The 15,604-nt window shown below is 64.9% G+C and carries 15 protein-coding genes; 8 read left to right on the top strand and 7 right to left on the bottom strand.

Annotated features, from left to right (window positions below):
• Window positions 1–99: 99 nt before the first annotated feature.
• Complete coding sequence (locus EV641_RS11485) at window positions 100–708, top strand: helix-turn-helix domain-containing protein (RefSeq protein WP_158289146.1); 609 nt, start codon at window positions 100–102, stop codon at window positions 706–708.
• Window positions 708–1,412 carry an RES family NAD+ phosphorylase gene (locus EV641_RS11480; RefSeq protein ID WP_132471896.1) on the top strand — a complete coding sequence of 235 codons (705 nt, stop codon included), beginning with the start codon at window positions 708–710 and terminating at the stop codon, window positions 1,410–1,412. The genes EV641_RS11485 and EV641_RS11480 overlap by 1 nt, the downstream gene beginning before the upstream one ends.
• Window positions 1,413–1,638: 226 nt before the next feature.
• Here EV641_RS11480 and EV641_RS11475 read toward each other — a convergent pair whose 3' ends face one another.
• Window positions 1,639–2,595: a phosphatidylserine/phosphatidylglycerophosphate/cardiolipin synthase family protein gene (locus EV641_RS11475; RefSeq protein ID WP_132471895.1), complete on the bottom strand. Its 957-nt coding sequence runs from the start codon at window positions 2,593–2,595 to the stop codon at window positions 1,639–1,641.
• 434 nt (window positions 2,596–3,029) lie between these two features.
• Window positions 3,030–7,061, bottom strand: coding sequence for a DEAD/DEAH box helicase (locus EV641_RS11470; RefSeq protein ID WP_132471894.1), 4,032 nt, complete (start codon window positions 7,059–7,061; stop codon window positions 3,030–3,032).
• Window positions 7,062–7,307: 246 nt separating this feature from the next.
• Between EV641_RS11470 and EV641_RS11465 the strand changes: the two genes are divergently transcribed.
• The 3 genes from EV641_RS11465 to EV641_RS11455 are packed head-to-tail and all read left to right on the top strand — an operon-like array spanning window position 7,308 to window position 9,095.
• A complete protein-coding gene (locus tag EV641_RS11465) occupies window positions 7,308–7,742 on the top strand; it encodes an HD domain-containing protein (RefSeq protein WP_132471893.1) in 435 nt (144 codons plus the stop codon).
• Window positions 7,735–8,541 carry a hypothetical protein gene (locus tag EV641_RS11460; RefSeq protein ID WP_132471892.1) on the top strand — a complete coding sequence of 269 codons (807 nt, stop codon included), beginning with the start codon at window positions 7,735–7,737 and terminating at the stop codon, window positions 8,539–8,541. The genes EV641_RS11465 and EV641_RS11460 overlap by 8 nt, the downstream gene beginning before the upstream one ends.
• Window positions 8,538–9,095 (top strand): hypothetical protein, encoded by a 558-nt coding sequence (locus EV641_RS11455; protein WP_132471891.1) that lies wholly within the window; start codon window positions 8,538–8,540, stop codon window positions 9,093–9,095. Before EV641_RS11460 ends, EV641_RS11455 begins: the two co-directional genes overlap by 4 nt.
• A gap of 110 nt (window positions 9,096–9,205) precedes the next feature.
• Here the strand turns inward: EV641_RS11455 and EV641_RS11450 are convergent, their stop codons facing one another.
• The 5 genes from EV641_RS11450 to EV641_RS11430 form a co-directional block, all read right to left on the bottom strand.
• Window positions 9,206–9,739 (bottom strand): SLATT domain-containing protein, encoded by a 534-nt coding sequence (locus EV641_RS11450; RefSeq protein ID WP_132471890.1) that lies wholly within the window; start codon window positions 9,737–9,739, stop codon window positions 9,206–9,208.
• Between the two features lie 476 nt (window positions 9,740–10,215).
• Entirely contained in the window at window positions 10,216–11,370 is a 1,155-nt protein-coding gene (locus EV641_RS11445) for a nucleotidyltransferase (protein ID WP_132471889.1), read from the bottom strand.
• A 489-nt stretch (window positions 11,371–11,859) separates the two neighbouring features.
• On the bottom strand, window positions 11,860–12,099 hold the full coding sequence (locus EV641_RS11440) for a DUF2188 domain-containing protein (protein WP_132471888.1): 240 nt from the start codon (window positions 12,097–12,099) through the stop codon (window positions 11,860–11,862).
• 528 nt (window positions 12,100–12,627) lie between these two features.
• Complete coding sequence (locus tag EV641_RS11435; RefSeq protein WP_132472142.1) at window positions 12,628–13,941, bottom strand: nucleotidyltransferase; 1,314 nt, start codon at window positions 13,939–13,941, stop codon at window positions 12,628–12,630.
• Between the two features lie 2 nt (window positions 13,942–13,943).
• On the bottom strand, window positions 13,944–14,540 hold the full coding sequence (locus EV641_RS11430; RefSeq protein WP_132471887.1) for an SLATT domain-containing protein: 597 nt from the start codon (window positions 14,538–14,540) through the stop codon (window positions 13,944–13,946).
• Between the two features lie 47 nt (window positions 14,541–14,587).
• Here EV641_RS11430 and EV641_RS11425 point away from each other — a divergent pair, with 47 nt between their 5' ends.
• The 3 genes from EV641_RS11425 to EV641_RS29595 form a co-directional block, all read left to right on the top strand.
• Window positions 14,588–14,836 (top strand): hypothetical protein, encoded by a 249-nt coding sequence (locus EV641_RS11425; RefSeq protein ID WP_132471886.1) that lies wholly within the window; start codon window positions 14,588–14,590, stop codon window positions 14,834–14,836.
• On the top strand, window positions 14,836–15,045 hold the full coding sequence (locus EV641_RS11420) for a hypothetical protein (RefSeq protein WP_132472141.1): 210 nt from the start codon (window positions 14,836–14,838) through the stop codon (window positions 15,043–15,045). The genes EV641_RS11425 and EV641_RS11420 overlap by 1 nt, the downstream gene beginning before the upstream one ends.
• A 303-nt stretch (window positions 15,046–15,348) precedes the next feature.
• Window positions 15,349–15,604: hypothetical protein (locus EV641_RS29595; RefSeq protein WP_206752019.1), on the top strand; the 256-nt coding region annotated here is incomplete at its 3' end.

Here is a 15,604-nt window from a genome sequence, read left to right as displayed (position 1 = left end):
GCTCCTGTGATGAGCCCCCAGGTGAGGCCGGGTGGGCGCAGTGTCCGCACATCCCGCGTATCCCGCGTATGCTGGTGGTGGGATCAGGAGGTGAGTTCCGTGACGACACGACCAGAGGTGACGTCGATCGAGGTGCAGGCGCGGGTGTCGAAGTCGCTCGACGATTTGGCTGCCGAGTTCGAGACGTTGCTCGGTAAGGATGCTCCGGCGCTGCGTGCGATCCGGTACCTGGCCGCCAGCTTTCCGCCCGCGCGTGTCGACGCCGCGACCGACACCGGTGGTGTTGAGGACGACTGGGGACCGGCTATGTCCGCTGAGGAGGCCGCCGAGCTCGAACAGGCCAACCTGCAGTTGCAGGTGGAGCAGCGGCGCGAGCAGTTGAATGTGTCGTTCTCGCGGGTGCAGGCGGCCGATGTGCTCGGGATTTCTCCGCAGACGGTGTCGGAGTGGGTTGCCCAGCACCGCCTTGTCGGGTTGAAGGACGGGCGTGAGTGGCGTTTCCCGGCATGGCAGTTCACCCCGGACAACTCGGAGCCGGTGCTGCCGGATCTGGGTCGGCTCGTCGAGGCCTTCCCGGGCGGGGTGGTGAGCTTGTCGCGGTGGATGAGCCGGCCGAACGACAACTTCGGTGGCCGCACGCCCGCGCAGGAGATGGTCCGCGACCGTGACCACGTGTTCGCGGTTGTCGAAACGTTGGCAGCCGCCTGATGGCCAAGCCTCTCGGGGCACCGGCGCGGCCACTGCCCGCTGCAGATCATCGGTGGGCGTGGACACCGGCCGATGGTGCCGCAGCGCCGTGGTACCGGATCTATCACCGCGATCGGTTCACCCCGAGCGGGGCGGTGTTCCGGTCGTTCGGGCCGCTTGCCCGATTCGATCACCACAGCCCGCCTTTCGCTGCACCGGCGGTCGACCCGGATGGGCGCTCGGTGCTCTATCTGGCGGTCGATCTTGCGACGTCCGCGTGTGAGGTGTTCGGTGAGGCTGGGGTCGCGCCGCTGTGCTCGAACTGGCGGGTCGCCCAGTTGCGTCCGCTGCGCGAGATCGACACGTACGACCTGGACCGGCCCGGCGCGGCGATGGCGATCGGTGCGCTGCCCGCGCTCGCGTCCGGCAATGAGAACCGCGAGCTGACCCAGCAGTGGGCCTGCGCGATCTGGGAGGATCAGCCTGCCACGGCGAAGGTCGAGGGAATTCACTACCGGTCGGCTTATCGCGGCGGCCGAGCACTCGCGCTGTGGGACTGTCCGGACGGCGTCGAGGTGGTCACCGATCGCCGTGGGCTGCCGCTGGATCTTCCACTTGATCACGGCCTCGGCCGCCGGCTGCTTCTGAAGGCACTGCAGGGGACCGGTATTCCGGTCACGCCGGTCCCGGATGCGGACTGCGTCAAGTGCCGTAATTCGTTGTAGGACGGAATATTACGAGTTTGGATGCGATGTGCGCAGTGGCTGGCATAGTCATCACCCCTATGGGGGACGTGTCATTACCACTGTTCAAACGGTTTTCGGTCGCTCTCCACTGGCAGGATCAGTCCCGATCAGCGCCATCCCTATAACCCCTATGGGGCTATGGGTGTGTCGCTGCGACGTGTCGTCCGCACAAAGGGGGCCGCACAGAGGGGGCCGCCGCCGCTGGTCACAGCTTCCACAGTCGCAGCAGCGCCGCGCGCAGACCCGGGGAGATGACGCGATGGTCATGGTGCACGCGCGGGTTGGGATGCCCATCCTCGGCGAGGATGCGCGCGGCGTCGTTCACCGCGAGAGGATCGAGGTCGGTGCGGGAGCGTAGCCGGTAGGCCACGGCGCTGCGCGTATGGGGAATGTGGACCGGCCCGGTATCGACGACCGCTGGCGGGTCAAGGCAGGTGTCGTCGTCGCTGATCCGGATCACGACGTCGCCAGGGGCGAGGCGACTGCGACGGTCGGTGCCAGGAGTGTCGTCGCGCAGCCACTGGGTGCGGTACCGCGGGTTCGGGCCATTCGTTTCCGGTGCGGACGTGGCCCAGGTGCGCTCGGCCTCGGCCTCGGCGGTCGGTGTGTAGTCGCCGAGATGCCGCAGGAACATTCGGCGCACCGGGGTGGGGAGGAAGTCGTGGCCTATGCGGGTGCTGCTGCCGATCCCGGCCAGCGGCACGACACGGCCGATCCGCCAGATCTCGGTGGCGCTGTCGAGAAACACCTCGTCGACCTCAGTGGTGTCGTCGAGACCGTCGAGGAAGACGTGGGCCGCGGCGTGGGCGTCGGGATCGTCGGTGGCCAGGGCGGATTCGTCGGCGAGAGTCGAGCTGTGTGAGGCGCTGGCGGGGCCGACGATCACCTGGCCGGGAGTGACGATCAGGCCGGTGTGCAGGTTCGGGGTCGACAGCACCCGCACCCCGGCGTCGAGGAATCGGGCGAGGGCGGTGGGGGAGGTGGCGTGCGCACGTACGGCGGGCCGGGCGGCGTTGACGATCAACTGGTCCCCGGCGTGCAGCGACAGCAGCTCGGGGGCGGTGTGGTCGAGGTAGGCGACGGCCACACGATGAGGACCGGGACCGCGGAGGGTCGCGGTGATGTGCGGCCAGGGGTGGGGTGCGCGCAGGGTCGTGCCCATAGTCGGCACGGTATCGAACGACGACGTGGTCTATGGGGCGGATGAGCACCGAGACGATCGCTGTCGGCGGCGGTGCGGACGGGGTGTCGACCCGTTACCTGCTCGGCACCACTCTCTGGGACACACTGTGCATCGGACAGCGGGGTGCGGGCGGTTCGGCTACAGGCCGAGCCGGTGGAGTGAGGAGCGGGATGTACGGAGTGTGGATGAGCCGGGAGCATTTTTCGGTGCCTGGATCGAATCCGGCCGCGACCTCGGTTAGATGTGCACGCCCTCGCCGATGCCGCGTGGACGGTGCCGGTCGGGGGCCGGCGCCGGTGATGCCGAACTCGTCGCCGGCGGTTGGCAGCTGGTGTTCTTCGCCGAACCGGACCGGTTGCTGGAGATCACCCGTGCGCAGGGCCGCAAGTACGAAAGGCGTGTGGCGGCTCTAGTCACGGCCGGTTGGAGGGTGATCGCGTCCACAACCAGCCGGTCACTTCTTCGAGTCGACGTTGCCGGTCGGGCGTCAGGGTTCCTCGGGAATATGCGGCACGTTGTTTGCTGACCCAGACACCGAGTCGATAACCGTCGATCGCATAGGACTGAGGGACGCGGGCGTCCTCAAAGACGTTGACGTAGTCGAGGAGGCGGCGGAAGCCTTCCTCCCACTGATCGGCTCGGGCACCCCAGGTCCAGCCGGGTAGCTCCTCAAGGCGACGTCTACGGTCGGCGGCCAAGGTGACCTTGGCATGGTTCGCGCGTTGTGTGGCAACCCATGCACCGAGCTGGCAACCGTCGATCGAGTAGGCGTAAGGGACGCGGGCGTCGAGGTGGCGCTCGATGTAATCGAGGAGCCGGCGGAAATAGTCTTCCCAGTTGTCGATGCGGCCGTCCCATCTCCAGCCGGGCAGTTCTTGGAGGCGCCGTTCGCGGTCGGCGTCCAGGGTGCCTTTGGCGCGGTTCGTGCGCTGCGTTGCGACCCACGACCCGAGCCGGTAACCGTCGACCTTGAAGGACTGAGGGACGCCGGCGTTTTTGTGGGTGTTGACGTAGTGGAGGAGGCGGCGGAAGCCTTCCTCCCACAGGTCGGCCCTGGTGTCCCAGGTCCAACCGGGTAGTTCCTCGAGGCGCCGTTTACGGTCGGCGTCCAGGGTGCCTTTGGCATGGCTCGCGCGTTGGGTCCCGACCCATGCGCTGAGTTGGTAGCCATCGATCGAAAAGGTCCGCGGGACACGGGCGTCTTTGTGGAGTTCGCTGTAGTCGAGGAGGCGGCGGAAGCCTTCCTCCCACAGGTCCGCTTGAGCGTCCCAGATCCAGCCGGTCACGACCTGGAGTCGGCGTTCGCGATCGGGGTCGAGGGTGCCCTTGGCGCGGTTCGCACGTTGCGAATTGACCCATACGCCGAGCCGGTAGCTGTCGCGGTCGGTTGTGTATCGCGCCGGGACCCGGGCATCTCCGTGGTGCTCGACATACTCGAGGAGGCGGTTGAAACCCTCTTCCCACTGGTCGGCTCTGGTGTCCCAGGTCCAGCCGGTCACGAGCTGGAGTCGGCGTTCGCGGTCGGGGTCGAGGGTGCCTTTGGCGCGGTTCGTGCGTTGCGTGCCGACCCATACGCCGAGCCGGTAGTTATCGTCCTCGGTCTTGTAGGTCGCTGGAACGCGGGCATCTCCGTGGTGCTCGACATACTCGAGGAGGCGGCGGAGGCCTTCCTCCCACTGGTCGGTCTTGGGGTCCCAACTCCAACCGGCCAGCGCCTCGAGTTGCCGCTGCCGGTCGACGTCGAGAGTGCCGTCGATACGTTTACCGCGAAGATCACTTACCCACGTACCCAAGCGATAGCCGTCGATGGTGTAGGACGCGGGGACGCGGGCATCTCCCTGGTTTTCGACGTAGTCGAGGAGACGGTGGGAGCCTTCCTCCCACTGATCGGCTCGAGGTGACCACGTCCAGCCGGCCAGGGCCTCGAGTCGTTGCCTTCGATCGGTACGAAGAGTTCCCTTGGCGTAGAAGTGGCGTTGGTTATTGACGAACAGGCCCAACCGGTAGCCGTCGACGGTGCAGGACGCCGGGACGCGGGCATCTCCATGGATGTCGACGTAGTCGAGGAGACGGTGGAAACCCTCTTCCCATTGGTCTGTCCGAGAGCTCCAGGTCCAGCCGGTCACGGCTTGAAGCCGGCGCTCCCGGTCAGCCTCAAGGATGCCTTTGGCATGTCCTGTGCGTTGGATATTGACCCAATGGCCGAGCCGGTAACCCTCAACTGTGCAGGACACCGGGACCCTGGCGTCACCATGAAGATCGACATACTCCAGGAGTCGACGAAAGCCTCCCTCCCACTGATCAGCTTTGGGATTCCATGTCCAGCCTGCCAATTCTTGAAGGCGGTGCACGCGATCGATATCGAGGGTGCCGCCGGTGCGCTGGCTGCGCTGCTTGCTGACCCACGTACCGAGCCGGTATCCGTCGACGATGTAGGAGTGTGGGACGCGCACGTGGCCGTGATCCTTGACGAACTCCTCCAAGAGCCCGAACCAGAACTCCCAGGGCGCAGTGGTCTGCTCCACGAGCCGCACATCGAAAGCGCGGGCAAAGTCGGCACCGACCGTTTCAGGGAGGTCGAGATGAAGTTTGGAGGGCAGTTGTGGCTGTCCACCCCGTCGACCGAGCTGTCGCCTGAGTTCATCGAGGTGCTCGCCGAGCTGACTGTCGTGCGCCCGGAGCGCCTTGATCACATCCCACACCGGTTTGAAAGTCGAGCTGTCGAGCGCGACCGCCGGGTCTTCGTCGGCGTCGACGAAAACCGGAATGACGATGGTGCCGATGGTCTTGTCGGGGGCGAGCCTGATGGCGCGGCCGACGGCTTGGACGATGTCGACCTCGGAGCGGCGCGGGTCGATGAAGGCCACACTGTCGAGGGTAGGGACGTCAACTCCCTCGGCGAGGCAGCGCGCGTTGGCGAGCAATCCTCGCTGGCCACGATCGAGCCCGCCGAGGTGGTGCAGGAGCGCATGGCGCTGTCCGGCTGACATCTCACCGGAGGCATAATCGGACCACAGATGCCCCACTGGGCGCTGCTGCTCAGGCATCCAGGCGATCACCTCAGGGAGGGACTGGGCAAACTCTCTGGCGCGCTTGACCCGCGAGTGGAAGGTGATCGTGCGGTGCAAGCCGTAGCGGCGCATCGCTTGGGCGAGACCGATCTGTCCGGCGAGAGTGCGCGCGTCGGTCACCTCGGTGCCGTCGGTGGTGACGAACCGGCCGCGCTGTGCCCAGTCCCGGTAGGTGGGGTCATCGACTGCTACGACGGCCACCCGGTAGTCGGTCAGCAGGTCGCGTTCGATCGCCTCCGCGAATCCTAGGCGGTGGAACACCGGCCCGAACACCTCTTCGTCGTCCATGGAGGCGACCTCGAAGTCGGCTTCCTTGGCTTGCCGCACGACCCGACCGGTGAAATAGCGCGGGGTTGCGGTCATGAACAGTCGCCGGTCTGCCTTGATCGACTCAGAACTGAGGACGGTGCCGAAACTGGAGGAGACGCGGCCGGCGCAACGATGCGCCTCGTCGGAGATCACCAGATCGAAGGCAGGTACCCGACCCAACTGGAACGCTTCGGCGATCTCGGGGGAGGACTGGTAGGTGGCGAACACCACCCGAGGGCCCGAGCGTCGCCGCAGAAAGGTCGCAATCTCTACGGGGTCGGTCGTTACCGGGAAACCCAGGTCACTCGTGTTCGCGACCACCGCATCCGGCTCGGCCACCGTCTCATCCGAACACACCGGGAGGAAATCGAACGCCTGCGTACTGTGCGCGGTCCACTCCCGCAGCGTTTGCGCCAGCAGTGACAACGAGGGCACCAGTACCAGTGTGCGTTCGGCAGCGAGCGTCTCCTTGACGAACAGCGCGGTCAGGGTCTTTCCTGTGCCACAAGCCATGATCAATTGGCCGCGGTCGTGCTGATCGAAACTTTTCACCACCTTGTCGATGGCGTCGCGCTGATAAGGGCGCGGCTGGCTCTGCACCGGTCGCGGCGGCTGCAGATGGGTTGGAGATGGCGGCCAGTCAACCTCGGCGACCTCGAGGTCACCGCGAAGAAGGACACTGGCTTGTTTCTCCTGCGCCTCCAGAGTGCGCCGGGCGGTACGTCCGATCAGGTCGGTTGTCGCGATCAGCAGTCGGAAGGAGAACTCGGACCGCCCCGACTCGGTCAGGAAGGTATCCACGTCGCGTTTGGTGATGGAGACGGCTGTGTCGTATGCCTTGGCCTGTATCGCCCATAGACGCCCGAGACGATCCTCGGCGACAAGATCAATGCCTGCGTCAGCGCCCCACCGCTGAGGCCAGTCTTTCCAGAGCCACACTCGGCGTAGCTCATGTGCGTAGATCGGATCATGGGTGAGGAACCACTGGCAGATGCGCTCAAACTGACTGCCACGGCGAACTGGATCGGTGTCCAACTGGTTCAACAGATTGCCGAGTGCCGCCATAACGAGGGAGATTAGCGTGCAGATTTCGCAATCCTGGTAGGTGCCTCTGAAGCGGTAGCCGTCGGCACGTGAAGATTTTCGATTCAAGCGGTGAATGAGTGCGCGCACGGCAGGACGTCGGCGGGGTTTCCGGTACCGCTTCGTAGACGAGAGCCTGTTTGGACCCCCCCCGATCCGCACAGCGCTCCCCGCGGCCGTTCTCACCCGAATGAAGACACGGTATGATGAGGGAAGATGGAGGAAGATATGAGAGGGGCACTTGCCGCGCGTGCCGAGCAGATCGCTACTGCAGCTCACTGCGGTCAGGTCGACAAAGCCGGCCAGCCGTACATCACCCACCCCGCCCGCGTCGCAGCCCGCGTCGCCGGCGATGAGAACGCCGTCGCGGCCGCCTGGCTGCACGACGTCGTCGAAGACACCGCGGTCACCCTCGCCGACCTTGAGGAATCGTTCCCGGCCGAGGTCACCATCGCAGTCGATGCGCTGACCCGCCGCCCAGGTGAGGCTCCGGCCGACTACTACTCCCGCGTGCGGGCAGTGCCGTTGGCCCTGACGGTCAAACTCGCGGACATGGCCGACAACAGTGACCCGCAGCGCCTGGCCCGGCTCGACGCCGCCACCCGGGATCGCCTGATCGCCAAATACGCCCGCGCGCGGGCCGAGCTGACCGCCGGTGGGTAGGGCCGAGGACGAAGGCGGCCGCAGATGCATCGATCACCGACAGCACGAGGCGACGTCGATCGACGATGTGCGCCCCGACCCGGCACAGGACCGGCCGGACGTCGACTGGGCCACCGACCCGGCCAGCACCCCGCAGCAGCTCTACGTCGACTATCCGGCCCACGTCGCTGCGCTGGTCGTCGACACGATGACTGCCGTGAAGCAGCAGGAGGCCGCGATGACTGCTGACGTGCTCGCCGTACTCCCCGACGGTGCCCGGATGCACGGACTCGAGTTCCGGATGAAAAGTCCGGCCTCGCTCGCTCGTAAACTCGCCGACCGCGTCAAGGCAGCGCCGTTCGTGGATCCGGAACGGATCGTCGAGAAGATCACCGACGTCGTCCGCTACACCGCGATCTCGCGCCCAGAGCAGGTCGTCGCTACTGCCGCCTCCTTGGTCGCACAGTTGTCCGATCGCGGTTGGACGATCGTCGTGGCCGAGCAGTCCTATCTCGACGGCAATCAGTACAAGGGCCTGCACATGCTTGCCCGTCATCCGGACGGCCTGGTCGCTGAGTTCCAGTTCCACACCGACGCCTCACAGCAGGTCAAGGACGATACCCACGTCGACTACGAGCGCGCCCGCGACACCGGTGTTCCCGCGGCGGAGCGGGCCGCGCTGATCGAGAAGATGACCGCTCGCTGGGCGCAGGTCCCCACCCCACCCGGACTCGCGGAACTGACCGATCTCGGCGGTTGCCCGGTCACACCGAAGAACTATGCCCCACGGAAGATGAATCGCGGAAGGGACGCACGATGAGCCTCTACACCGTCAGTTACCTCGGTCAGGATCAGTGGCTCGCCTACGAGGACACTCAGGCCGCCCGGATCTACGCCTATGTCCCGAACCTGGGTCGGTTCGTGCTGCACCGCCAGCTCGGTCAGGACTTCTACTGGGACAACGAACTCGACTGGACCCCGGTCGATGCTGCGGCCGGCCACGGCATTGTCGAGGCCGGGCAGCTCGGCCAGCTCGATGGCAGCCGGCACAGTGACCTTCTGAACGAGTTGGCCGCCGAACCGGATTGCCGCGCCGTGGACGAGGTGTTCGGCGCTCAGCCGTTGCCCGATCGGATACCCACCCCGCAGGAGTTCGCTACGGCGAAGATCAATGCCTTGGCCGCCGCCGCGCCGGGCAAGTGGCTGACCTACAAGGTCTACGACCGCGACAAGCGCAAGGCGGCCAGCGTCGCCGCCCGCGAGTTGCGTACCGGGAAGATCGCCGCGGTCCGCAAGTCCGGTCTGCGCATCGACTCCCGCGTCACCTCGACCGTCGATGGTCGCTTCGCTGTGGAGATCGCCCGCACCGCTTGAACGAAGGTGTTCCGGCCGGAAGGGACGCACGCCCAACCCTCGGTGGGAGGAAAGGACGCAGTAGGGGACCAGCGTCACACCGCCATCGTGGTGCTGCCGTCGGTGTCGATCTAGGCCGTGGCGGTATCGCTGGCATGTTGGAAGTGGCCGGCTTCGATCTTCTTTCGAGCGGCACTGAAGGCGCGGTTGGAGGTGGCTGGAGCCTCGGCGTCGATTTGCGCTTTCTCCTGGGCGAATTCCCGCGCGAGGTTGCGCAGTGATTCCGGGGCTGGGTTCAGGGCCGGCGACAGATCCAGGCGTAGAGCCTGCCGAATTTGCACGCGAAGAGCGTTCATCCGGCGCCCGGCCTTGAGATGTCGTTCCTGGGCATCCTTGGGTTTCAAGAAGGTGAGCAGTCCGGATGCGATGGCCGCGATGAGCGCGGCGACGCCGGTGACAGCCGGAGCAGCCTCGGTGAGCACTGTCGCTGCAGCAACGCTGGCAGCTACGGTCGACGCGATACCCACCCAGAAGTTGCAGCGGGCGAGAACCTCGGCGGAGGCGAAATGCGCCTTCTCGGTCCATAACAGGTCTTCCTCGAGGGCTTCGAGCTCCTGCGTCGCGGCGGCGAGCAAGGCACTGAGGTGATCGGCATTCTCAGTCATCTACGGCTCTCTGTAGTCGCTGGGGGCGGTTGTCCCGCCGTGTTCGAGGCATCTTGGGGGTCACATAGGGGTGGAGCACTCGGGCTTGAGAGAAGCGATCGGTCCGGTCGGGCCCATCGCCGTGCCAGATGCCGGTGGCGCACCACAGCTCGTAATAGACGAGCCACTCCAGTGCCCACGGGACAAAAGTCTCGACGAAGAGCATGTGGCGCTTCCAGTCGCCTGGTTCCGCCACGCACAGGCTCCCGTCGTCGTAGACGTGTGGAAGCCGTCCGGTTTCATCAGGCCGAAGCGGAGGATCCGTGACGTAGATCGACGGCGTCCTTGCATGGTCGGCGATCAGCTGCAGGGAGTAGGCGCGGCTGATTTGTAGGGGCTGGACGCGTGCGGTCCACGTCAGGCGTCGTGCTGTCAGACTGACTGTGCTGTCGGGGAAGCTTCGTCGCAGCCACAGGGCTTGGAGTGCGAGGCTTACCTCAGCGCAGTCCGCCGGCAAAGCTGTGCCCCCTCACGCGGCGCGTGGCGGCCGAGTCCGGGGCGACGCGCAGTCCAGTGTTGGTATGCAGCCGCAGTGATCCGTCGTCCCGTGCGCTGCGCAGGTCGCCAGCGAGAGTTTGCACGGCCCCTGTGGCGAAGCGGCTGCCGAATGCTTCCTTGAGAAACGGGATCGTCTGGTCCAGACCAGATTTGGTTTCCAGTCCGCTGAACGTCGTCGCGGCGGCGTCAAGCCATTCGAAGAACCGGGCGGCACGCTGCGGCTCGGTGGCCCAGTACTCCGTGAAGTTCTCGTCGGGCTGGGCCGGGTTGGGCAGGCTCCAGTGACCGGCTTCCGCGTGGAGGTGCTCCGGCATCGAGGCGACGATCTGGCGCAGTGCCTGGTGCAGGTCCGTCCCACCCCGATAGGCGTGCGCTGCCAGTGTCGTGAGGACGATCGAGGAGGGTCGTTGGTCGGGTCGATCTGAGAAATGGATGTCTCGGTGGCGCTTGAGCGCTTGGACTGCCCTTTGTAGCACCGATCGCTGCCGCCATTCGGGTACCTGCTGAACCTCGAGGCGTTTCTCCTCCATCTCATGGCTAGCCATCAGTCGCCGGCGTGCCTGTGTGCGGAACCACTGGGCGTATCCCAAGGGGTTGGAGGGAAGCCAGCGGTGGACGTCCTTGTCGGTGATGAGCAGGTTGTCGCCCGCTGCCTCCGTGTTCGGGATCGCGGGGAGCACGTCCATGTGCATGCCTGGCCATGTGAGCGTCCAGCAGCGGGAGCTCTCCTCGACCTCGGGGAAGCCACTTACCGCGCGTGTCGCGTAGAGCCGGACTGCGTTGCCGACTTCGTCCTTGAGCTCTTCCTGCGAGATCGAGGTCTTGGTGATGTCGCGTACCGCGACGAGGTCGATGTCGATGTCGTCGTTTCGGTTGACGTTACGTACGACGGTTCCGAGCATGAACGATCCCTGCGCGAATACCTTGTTGGCTCCACGGGTGGAAGCCCATAGCTCATCCAGGACCACGCCGAGTTCCTCGTACCGCTGCACGACAGCGTCGCGTTCTACGGAGGTGATGTCCAGCTCGCGCAAACCCCCAACTAGCAGTTGATCGAGGTCACTCGGCATCGCGTGAGTGGTTACCAGAGTCATACCTGTAGGTCCCTCTCGGTGATTTATGCGCCTGCTGGGTTTACGGGTAGGGAGAAGGCCGCGGCCGGTCCGAAATACGTTGGATGATCACGTCCTTGCACTCATTTCAGACACGACATGTTGTGTTTCCAAGCTCTCGGCAGCATTGACCCAACGACTAACCGACCGCGACCGGGGGAATGGACGCCTGACCCGGTGGGACGGCGGATACGTCCCTCGGCCGCCGCCTGCGCCAGCAGCTCGTGGTCCTGCGTGCAGGCCTCCGGCGCGGTGCCCACGACCATGAGTGACTGGCTGTTGGATGACGTCAATGAAGTTCAGATGAACCCATGTTGCGACGGGGTGCCGCCCCGGATGCCCACAGGCGCCCCGGGGCGGCTACGCCCTAATGCTTGACCGGCTTGATCGTGACCTTGCGGATGGGTGCCGGCAACGTGATGGTCTTACGCTGGCCGGGTTTGATCGTGATGCCTCGCGAAATCATCGCGATCACCCCTTGGGAGGGAAGGGATCGTTGCCCGGCGCGACGGTGTCGGATGCACGGATCCGGCTGTCCCGACCATGGGTGACGAGCTCGCCTCCGCCGTTGTTGCCAAGGATCTTGCGAGCCGCGGCTTGTGCCTCCGCCTGGGTCCTGGTGTGTGCGCTGGCACGTTGGGCGCCGGGCGCCTTGACTTTCCAGCCTCCATTGGGGTCTGGCACGACATGCCGTCGGTTGGAAGTGGCCATGGGTGGCTCACTTTCTGTGCGAGACCAGCCGGCTGATCGACGCGTTCTTTTGCGCCAAGCAGGGACGAGGAGTTACGTTGGGCTAGAACCTCCTACAGTTCACCCGACAGCTCCGTACCGATCCGGCTCCCGGATGGTCCGGGGCTTTCGGTCGTTTGAAACACTACACCTTGTGTCCGACGGATACATAGAACACAGGATCTTGTGAGTTACAAGGTTGATATTCGCAGGTCGTACATCTCAGATCTCGGCGTTCACGGCATCTATCGGCGTGTTGCGGGGGCGATCGACTCACACGTCAGGGCACAGCCGGGGCATTTCTCCTGTCACTGTCCCCATCGGTTGAGCCAGTCCAGATCGACGAGGAACCGTTGCCTGTGCGATCCGCACAGCATGTGCCGATCGCGCGAGAAGTTGACCAGCCGTTCCATTGCTCCATCCTTTTGGCGCACTGAGTCATAGACGGGATCTGCGGGACCGTCTACCGGAGCGAACCCTGAGCTCGACTTTGATCTTGTGACGAGATGTCTACGAAACGACAGAGCCTTTGATGCTCGTGTTGCTGATCGGCACCTCGATCCGGTCGCGGGCGACGACGACGCCGTCTTTGATGACGTAGCACTCGACGACGTGCTCGCCCTTGAAGTCCGAGTGTTCCACCCGGGTGTTGGGCCTGGTCGATTCGACGATCTGACCTCGAATCGCGTCTCGTCGTTCGGCTTCCGGCCCACGGTTGAGTACCTTCCACTTCAGTGTGTAGGGCTCTTCGACCGAGCAGCTGGTGACAGCGAACTTCAGGCTCTTGTCGGCCTTGAGGAGGAGCCCGCCGCGGCGCATTGCTCGGAGCCAGGTCGGACGCCAGCCGGCCTGTGTTACCTCGCAGTCGATGACCACCGTCTCTGTGACGTCGACGGGGAAGCGGTCCTCGATGAACTGCTCGGTGTTCCGGTACGACTTGGCTGCCTCGCTCGCGGTCGTGGCCAGTGGCACGGACGTCCCGAAGATATCGCGCCACTTCTTGTTCGCCGCGGCCTTGCCTTCGGCCTCGATCGCCTCGAGGCAGCGGTGGTACGCCTTCTTGGCCTTCGGTTGAAACTTTGCCTTGACGTTCACTCGCTGTCGGCTGCCCAGCGCCAGGTAGTAGTCCTGCTCCGGTGCGTCTTTGAGGAATGCGAAGAAGTCGCGGGCCATGAGGTCGAACGAGCCGGTGCCCGCCGAGTCGTAGTCGTTGGTTTGCGCGAAGAAGTTGTAGACCAGGGTGTCGATGAGCAGGCCGCCCATGTTCACGCCGTTCGCGTTTTTCCACGCCCGGACCATCCGCGCGAGGTGGCGCATGTTCGTCGAGGTGCGGTCGTTGCATTCCTTCGTCGCCGCGATCTCCTTGCGCGGCTTGGTGACTTTCCAGTCCTTGGCCTTCGTGTCCGGGTAGTCGAGACTGCCGTCGGCGTTCTCGAACGCGGGTTGGACCTCGAACTTGAAGGCGTTGCTCGTGAATTGCACGCGTACGACGCACTGGTCGACCCGGACCGAGGTGTTCGGGTACCGAGCTTTGAGGTCGTCGCGGACTCGCTCCAGCATCCGGCGCGGGCCGGTCTCGTTGCTGTAGCCGGAGCGGATCCCGGGAGGGAGGATGAAGATCATGTCGAGGTCGGACACGCCCTTGATAGCGGTGTGCCGGCCGAACGATCCGACCATCAGCTTGTAGTCGGTGCAGGCGTTCTTGGAGCGGAAGTCCTTGTTGAGTGCCTTGGTGATCTCGTCCCGGCGCGCGGCCACCGCTGCTGCGGTTTCCCCTACCTTGAGGTTGGCCAGCAGCGTGTCGAAGATTTCGGACGTCTTCATAGTCACGCCCCGCCCTCATCGAGCCGAAGCGCCGTCGGGAGGAAGAGGTCGATCTCGCGCGAGGTGAACGTCATTTCCTCGTTGTTCTTCAGTCCGTCCTGGGCGCGGGAGAACGCTGTGCCGCTTGTCCGCGGCGCGGCCGCGTAGACCTCGCGCGCCGCTTCCTGCAACCTGTCGCGGCGCGACCGGGCGTCCGCATCGGAGATCTCGCCGGACATCAGATCGGCGATGAGTGAGATGTAGGATTCCCGCACGTCCCAGATGCGGGAGGCGACGTCCCGGTGGGCGTCGGCCTCCTCCTTGAAATTGAAGGTCGTCGCCCCCAGGCTCATCCAGCTGACCAGAAGTGCAATGAACGAGGTCGCGAGAGTGGTCAGCATCGCATTGCCGAGCAGGCCGACTACTGCGGCGAGGAAGGCGCCGGAGCTGACCGCGGTGAGGGCGATGAGAATACCTTGCTGCCATCGATGCTTGGTGAAGCAGATGTCGGCCTGCTTCTCGTGAGTCTTGTGGCTATACACCACTCGCCCGAATGATTCGCGCACCTGCGCAAGCAGGTAGGGATCGCGGTCCGGGACCGCAACGTGCTCGTTGGTCAATTCGCTCCGATCGCCTGTGAACCTTGAGAGCACGCTCGACAGCGAGCGTGCCGGTTCTGAGTATGGCGGTGGCCGCCGACAGGTCGGAACTGCGTACCGTGGCGACGCTGATTGCGAAGGCCCACCGCTTCGTGTGGCAGCGGTATGTGGGTGCGGTGGTGTTCACCTCGGTGGACGACGAGGGGGAGACGCTGAGCTTGCGTGAGGGGCAGGTGGAGGCGTTGCTGACGACGGCGGGTCTGGGTGGTGCGGTCGTGGTGGATGCGACGGTGGACGAGGCGGAGGTGGGGGCGTGATGCGTTCGGCGGTGATCGAGTGGACTGGGGTGTCGTCGCATTGTGTGGTGGTGAATGTGCCTGCGGATTTCGATCCGGAGGTCGTGGAGTTGGGTGATGCGCTGGGTTCGCTCGAGGATGACGGTTTCCTCGGGGTGGTGCGGGAGGGGATCGTGGTGCGGTTTCGGGATGTGCCTGATCCTGGGGCTGAAGAGTTGTTCGGTTGTTGATGGGGTGGGGGGCCGGGTCGTGTGTGGCGGTCCGGCCTTCTGCCGTGTTGGCGGTGGTGGTGGGGGTGGGTGTCGGGGGTGTGTGGGGTGGTGAGGTGGTGGGGTGTTGTTTTCGGTGTGTTTTTGAAATGTGTTGTGGCGCAATGGGTGCTGTGAATCATGTTGATGTGCATGGTTTTATTGTTGTAATGCGCATGATGGTTTGATGTTATCGGGTTATGTGCTTGGTGTGTAACGTAATTGGTGATTGTTCGTGTTTCTGCTTTTCTGGTTCTGTTTTCGGGCGTGGGGTATGATGGGAGCATGATGTCGGGACGGGGAGTCAGCAGCGCGGCGGTGGTGTGCGCAGCGCGTCCCGGCCTGTCGATGCTCTCCGGTGTGGCATGTGAGGTGACGATGAAAAATGTTGGTGCACATGGAACATCGCTGTCGAGCGGAGCGCAGCGACGCGGGCGACGGCAACGTGACTGGACCACCTCCGAGCCGCGCAGCGGCTCCCGAGCGGGGAGCGCAGCGACCCGCCCGTTCCCCGGCGCGGAGCGCCGGGGAGAGCGCCGCG

The organism is Rhodococcus sp. SMB37 (genome assembly GCF_004345605.1).
Classification (GTDB): Bacteria; Actinomycetota; Actinomycetes; order Mycobacteriales; family Mycobacteriaceae; genus Rhodococcus.
The sequence above is the reverse complement of the archived record's forward strand: the minus strand, read 5'-3'. Positions and strand labels throughout refer to the sequence as shown.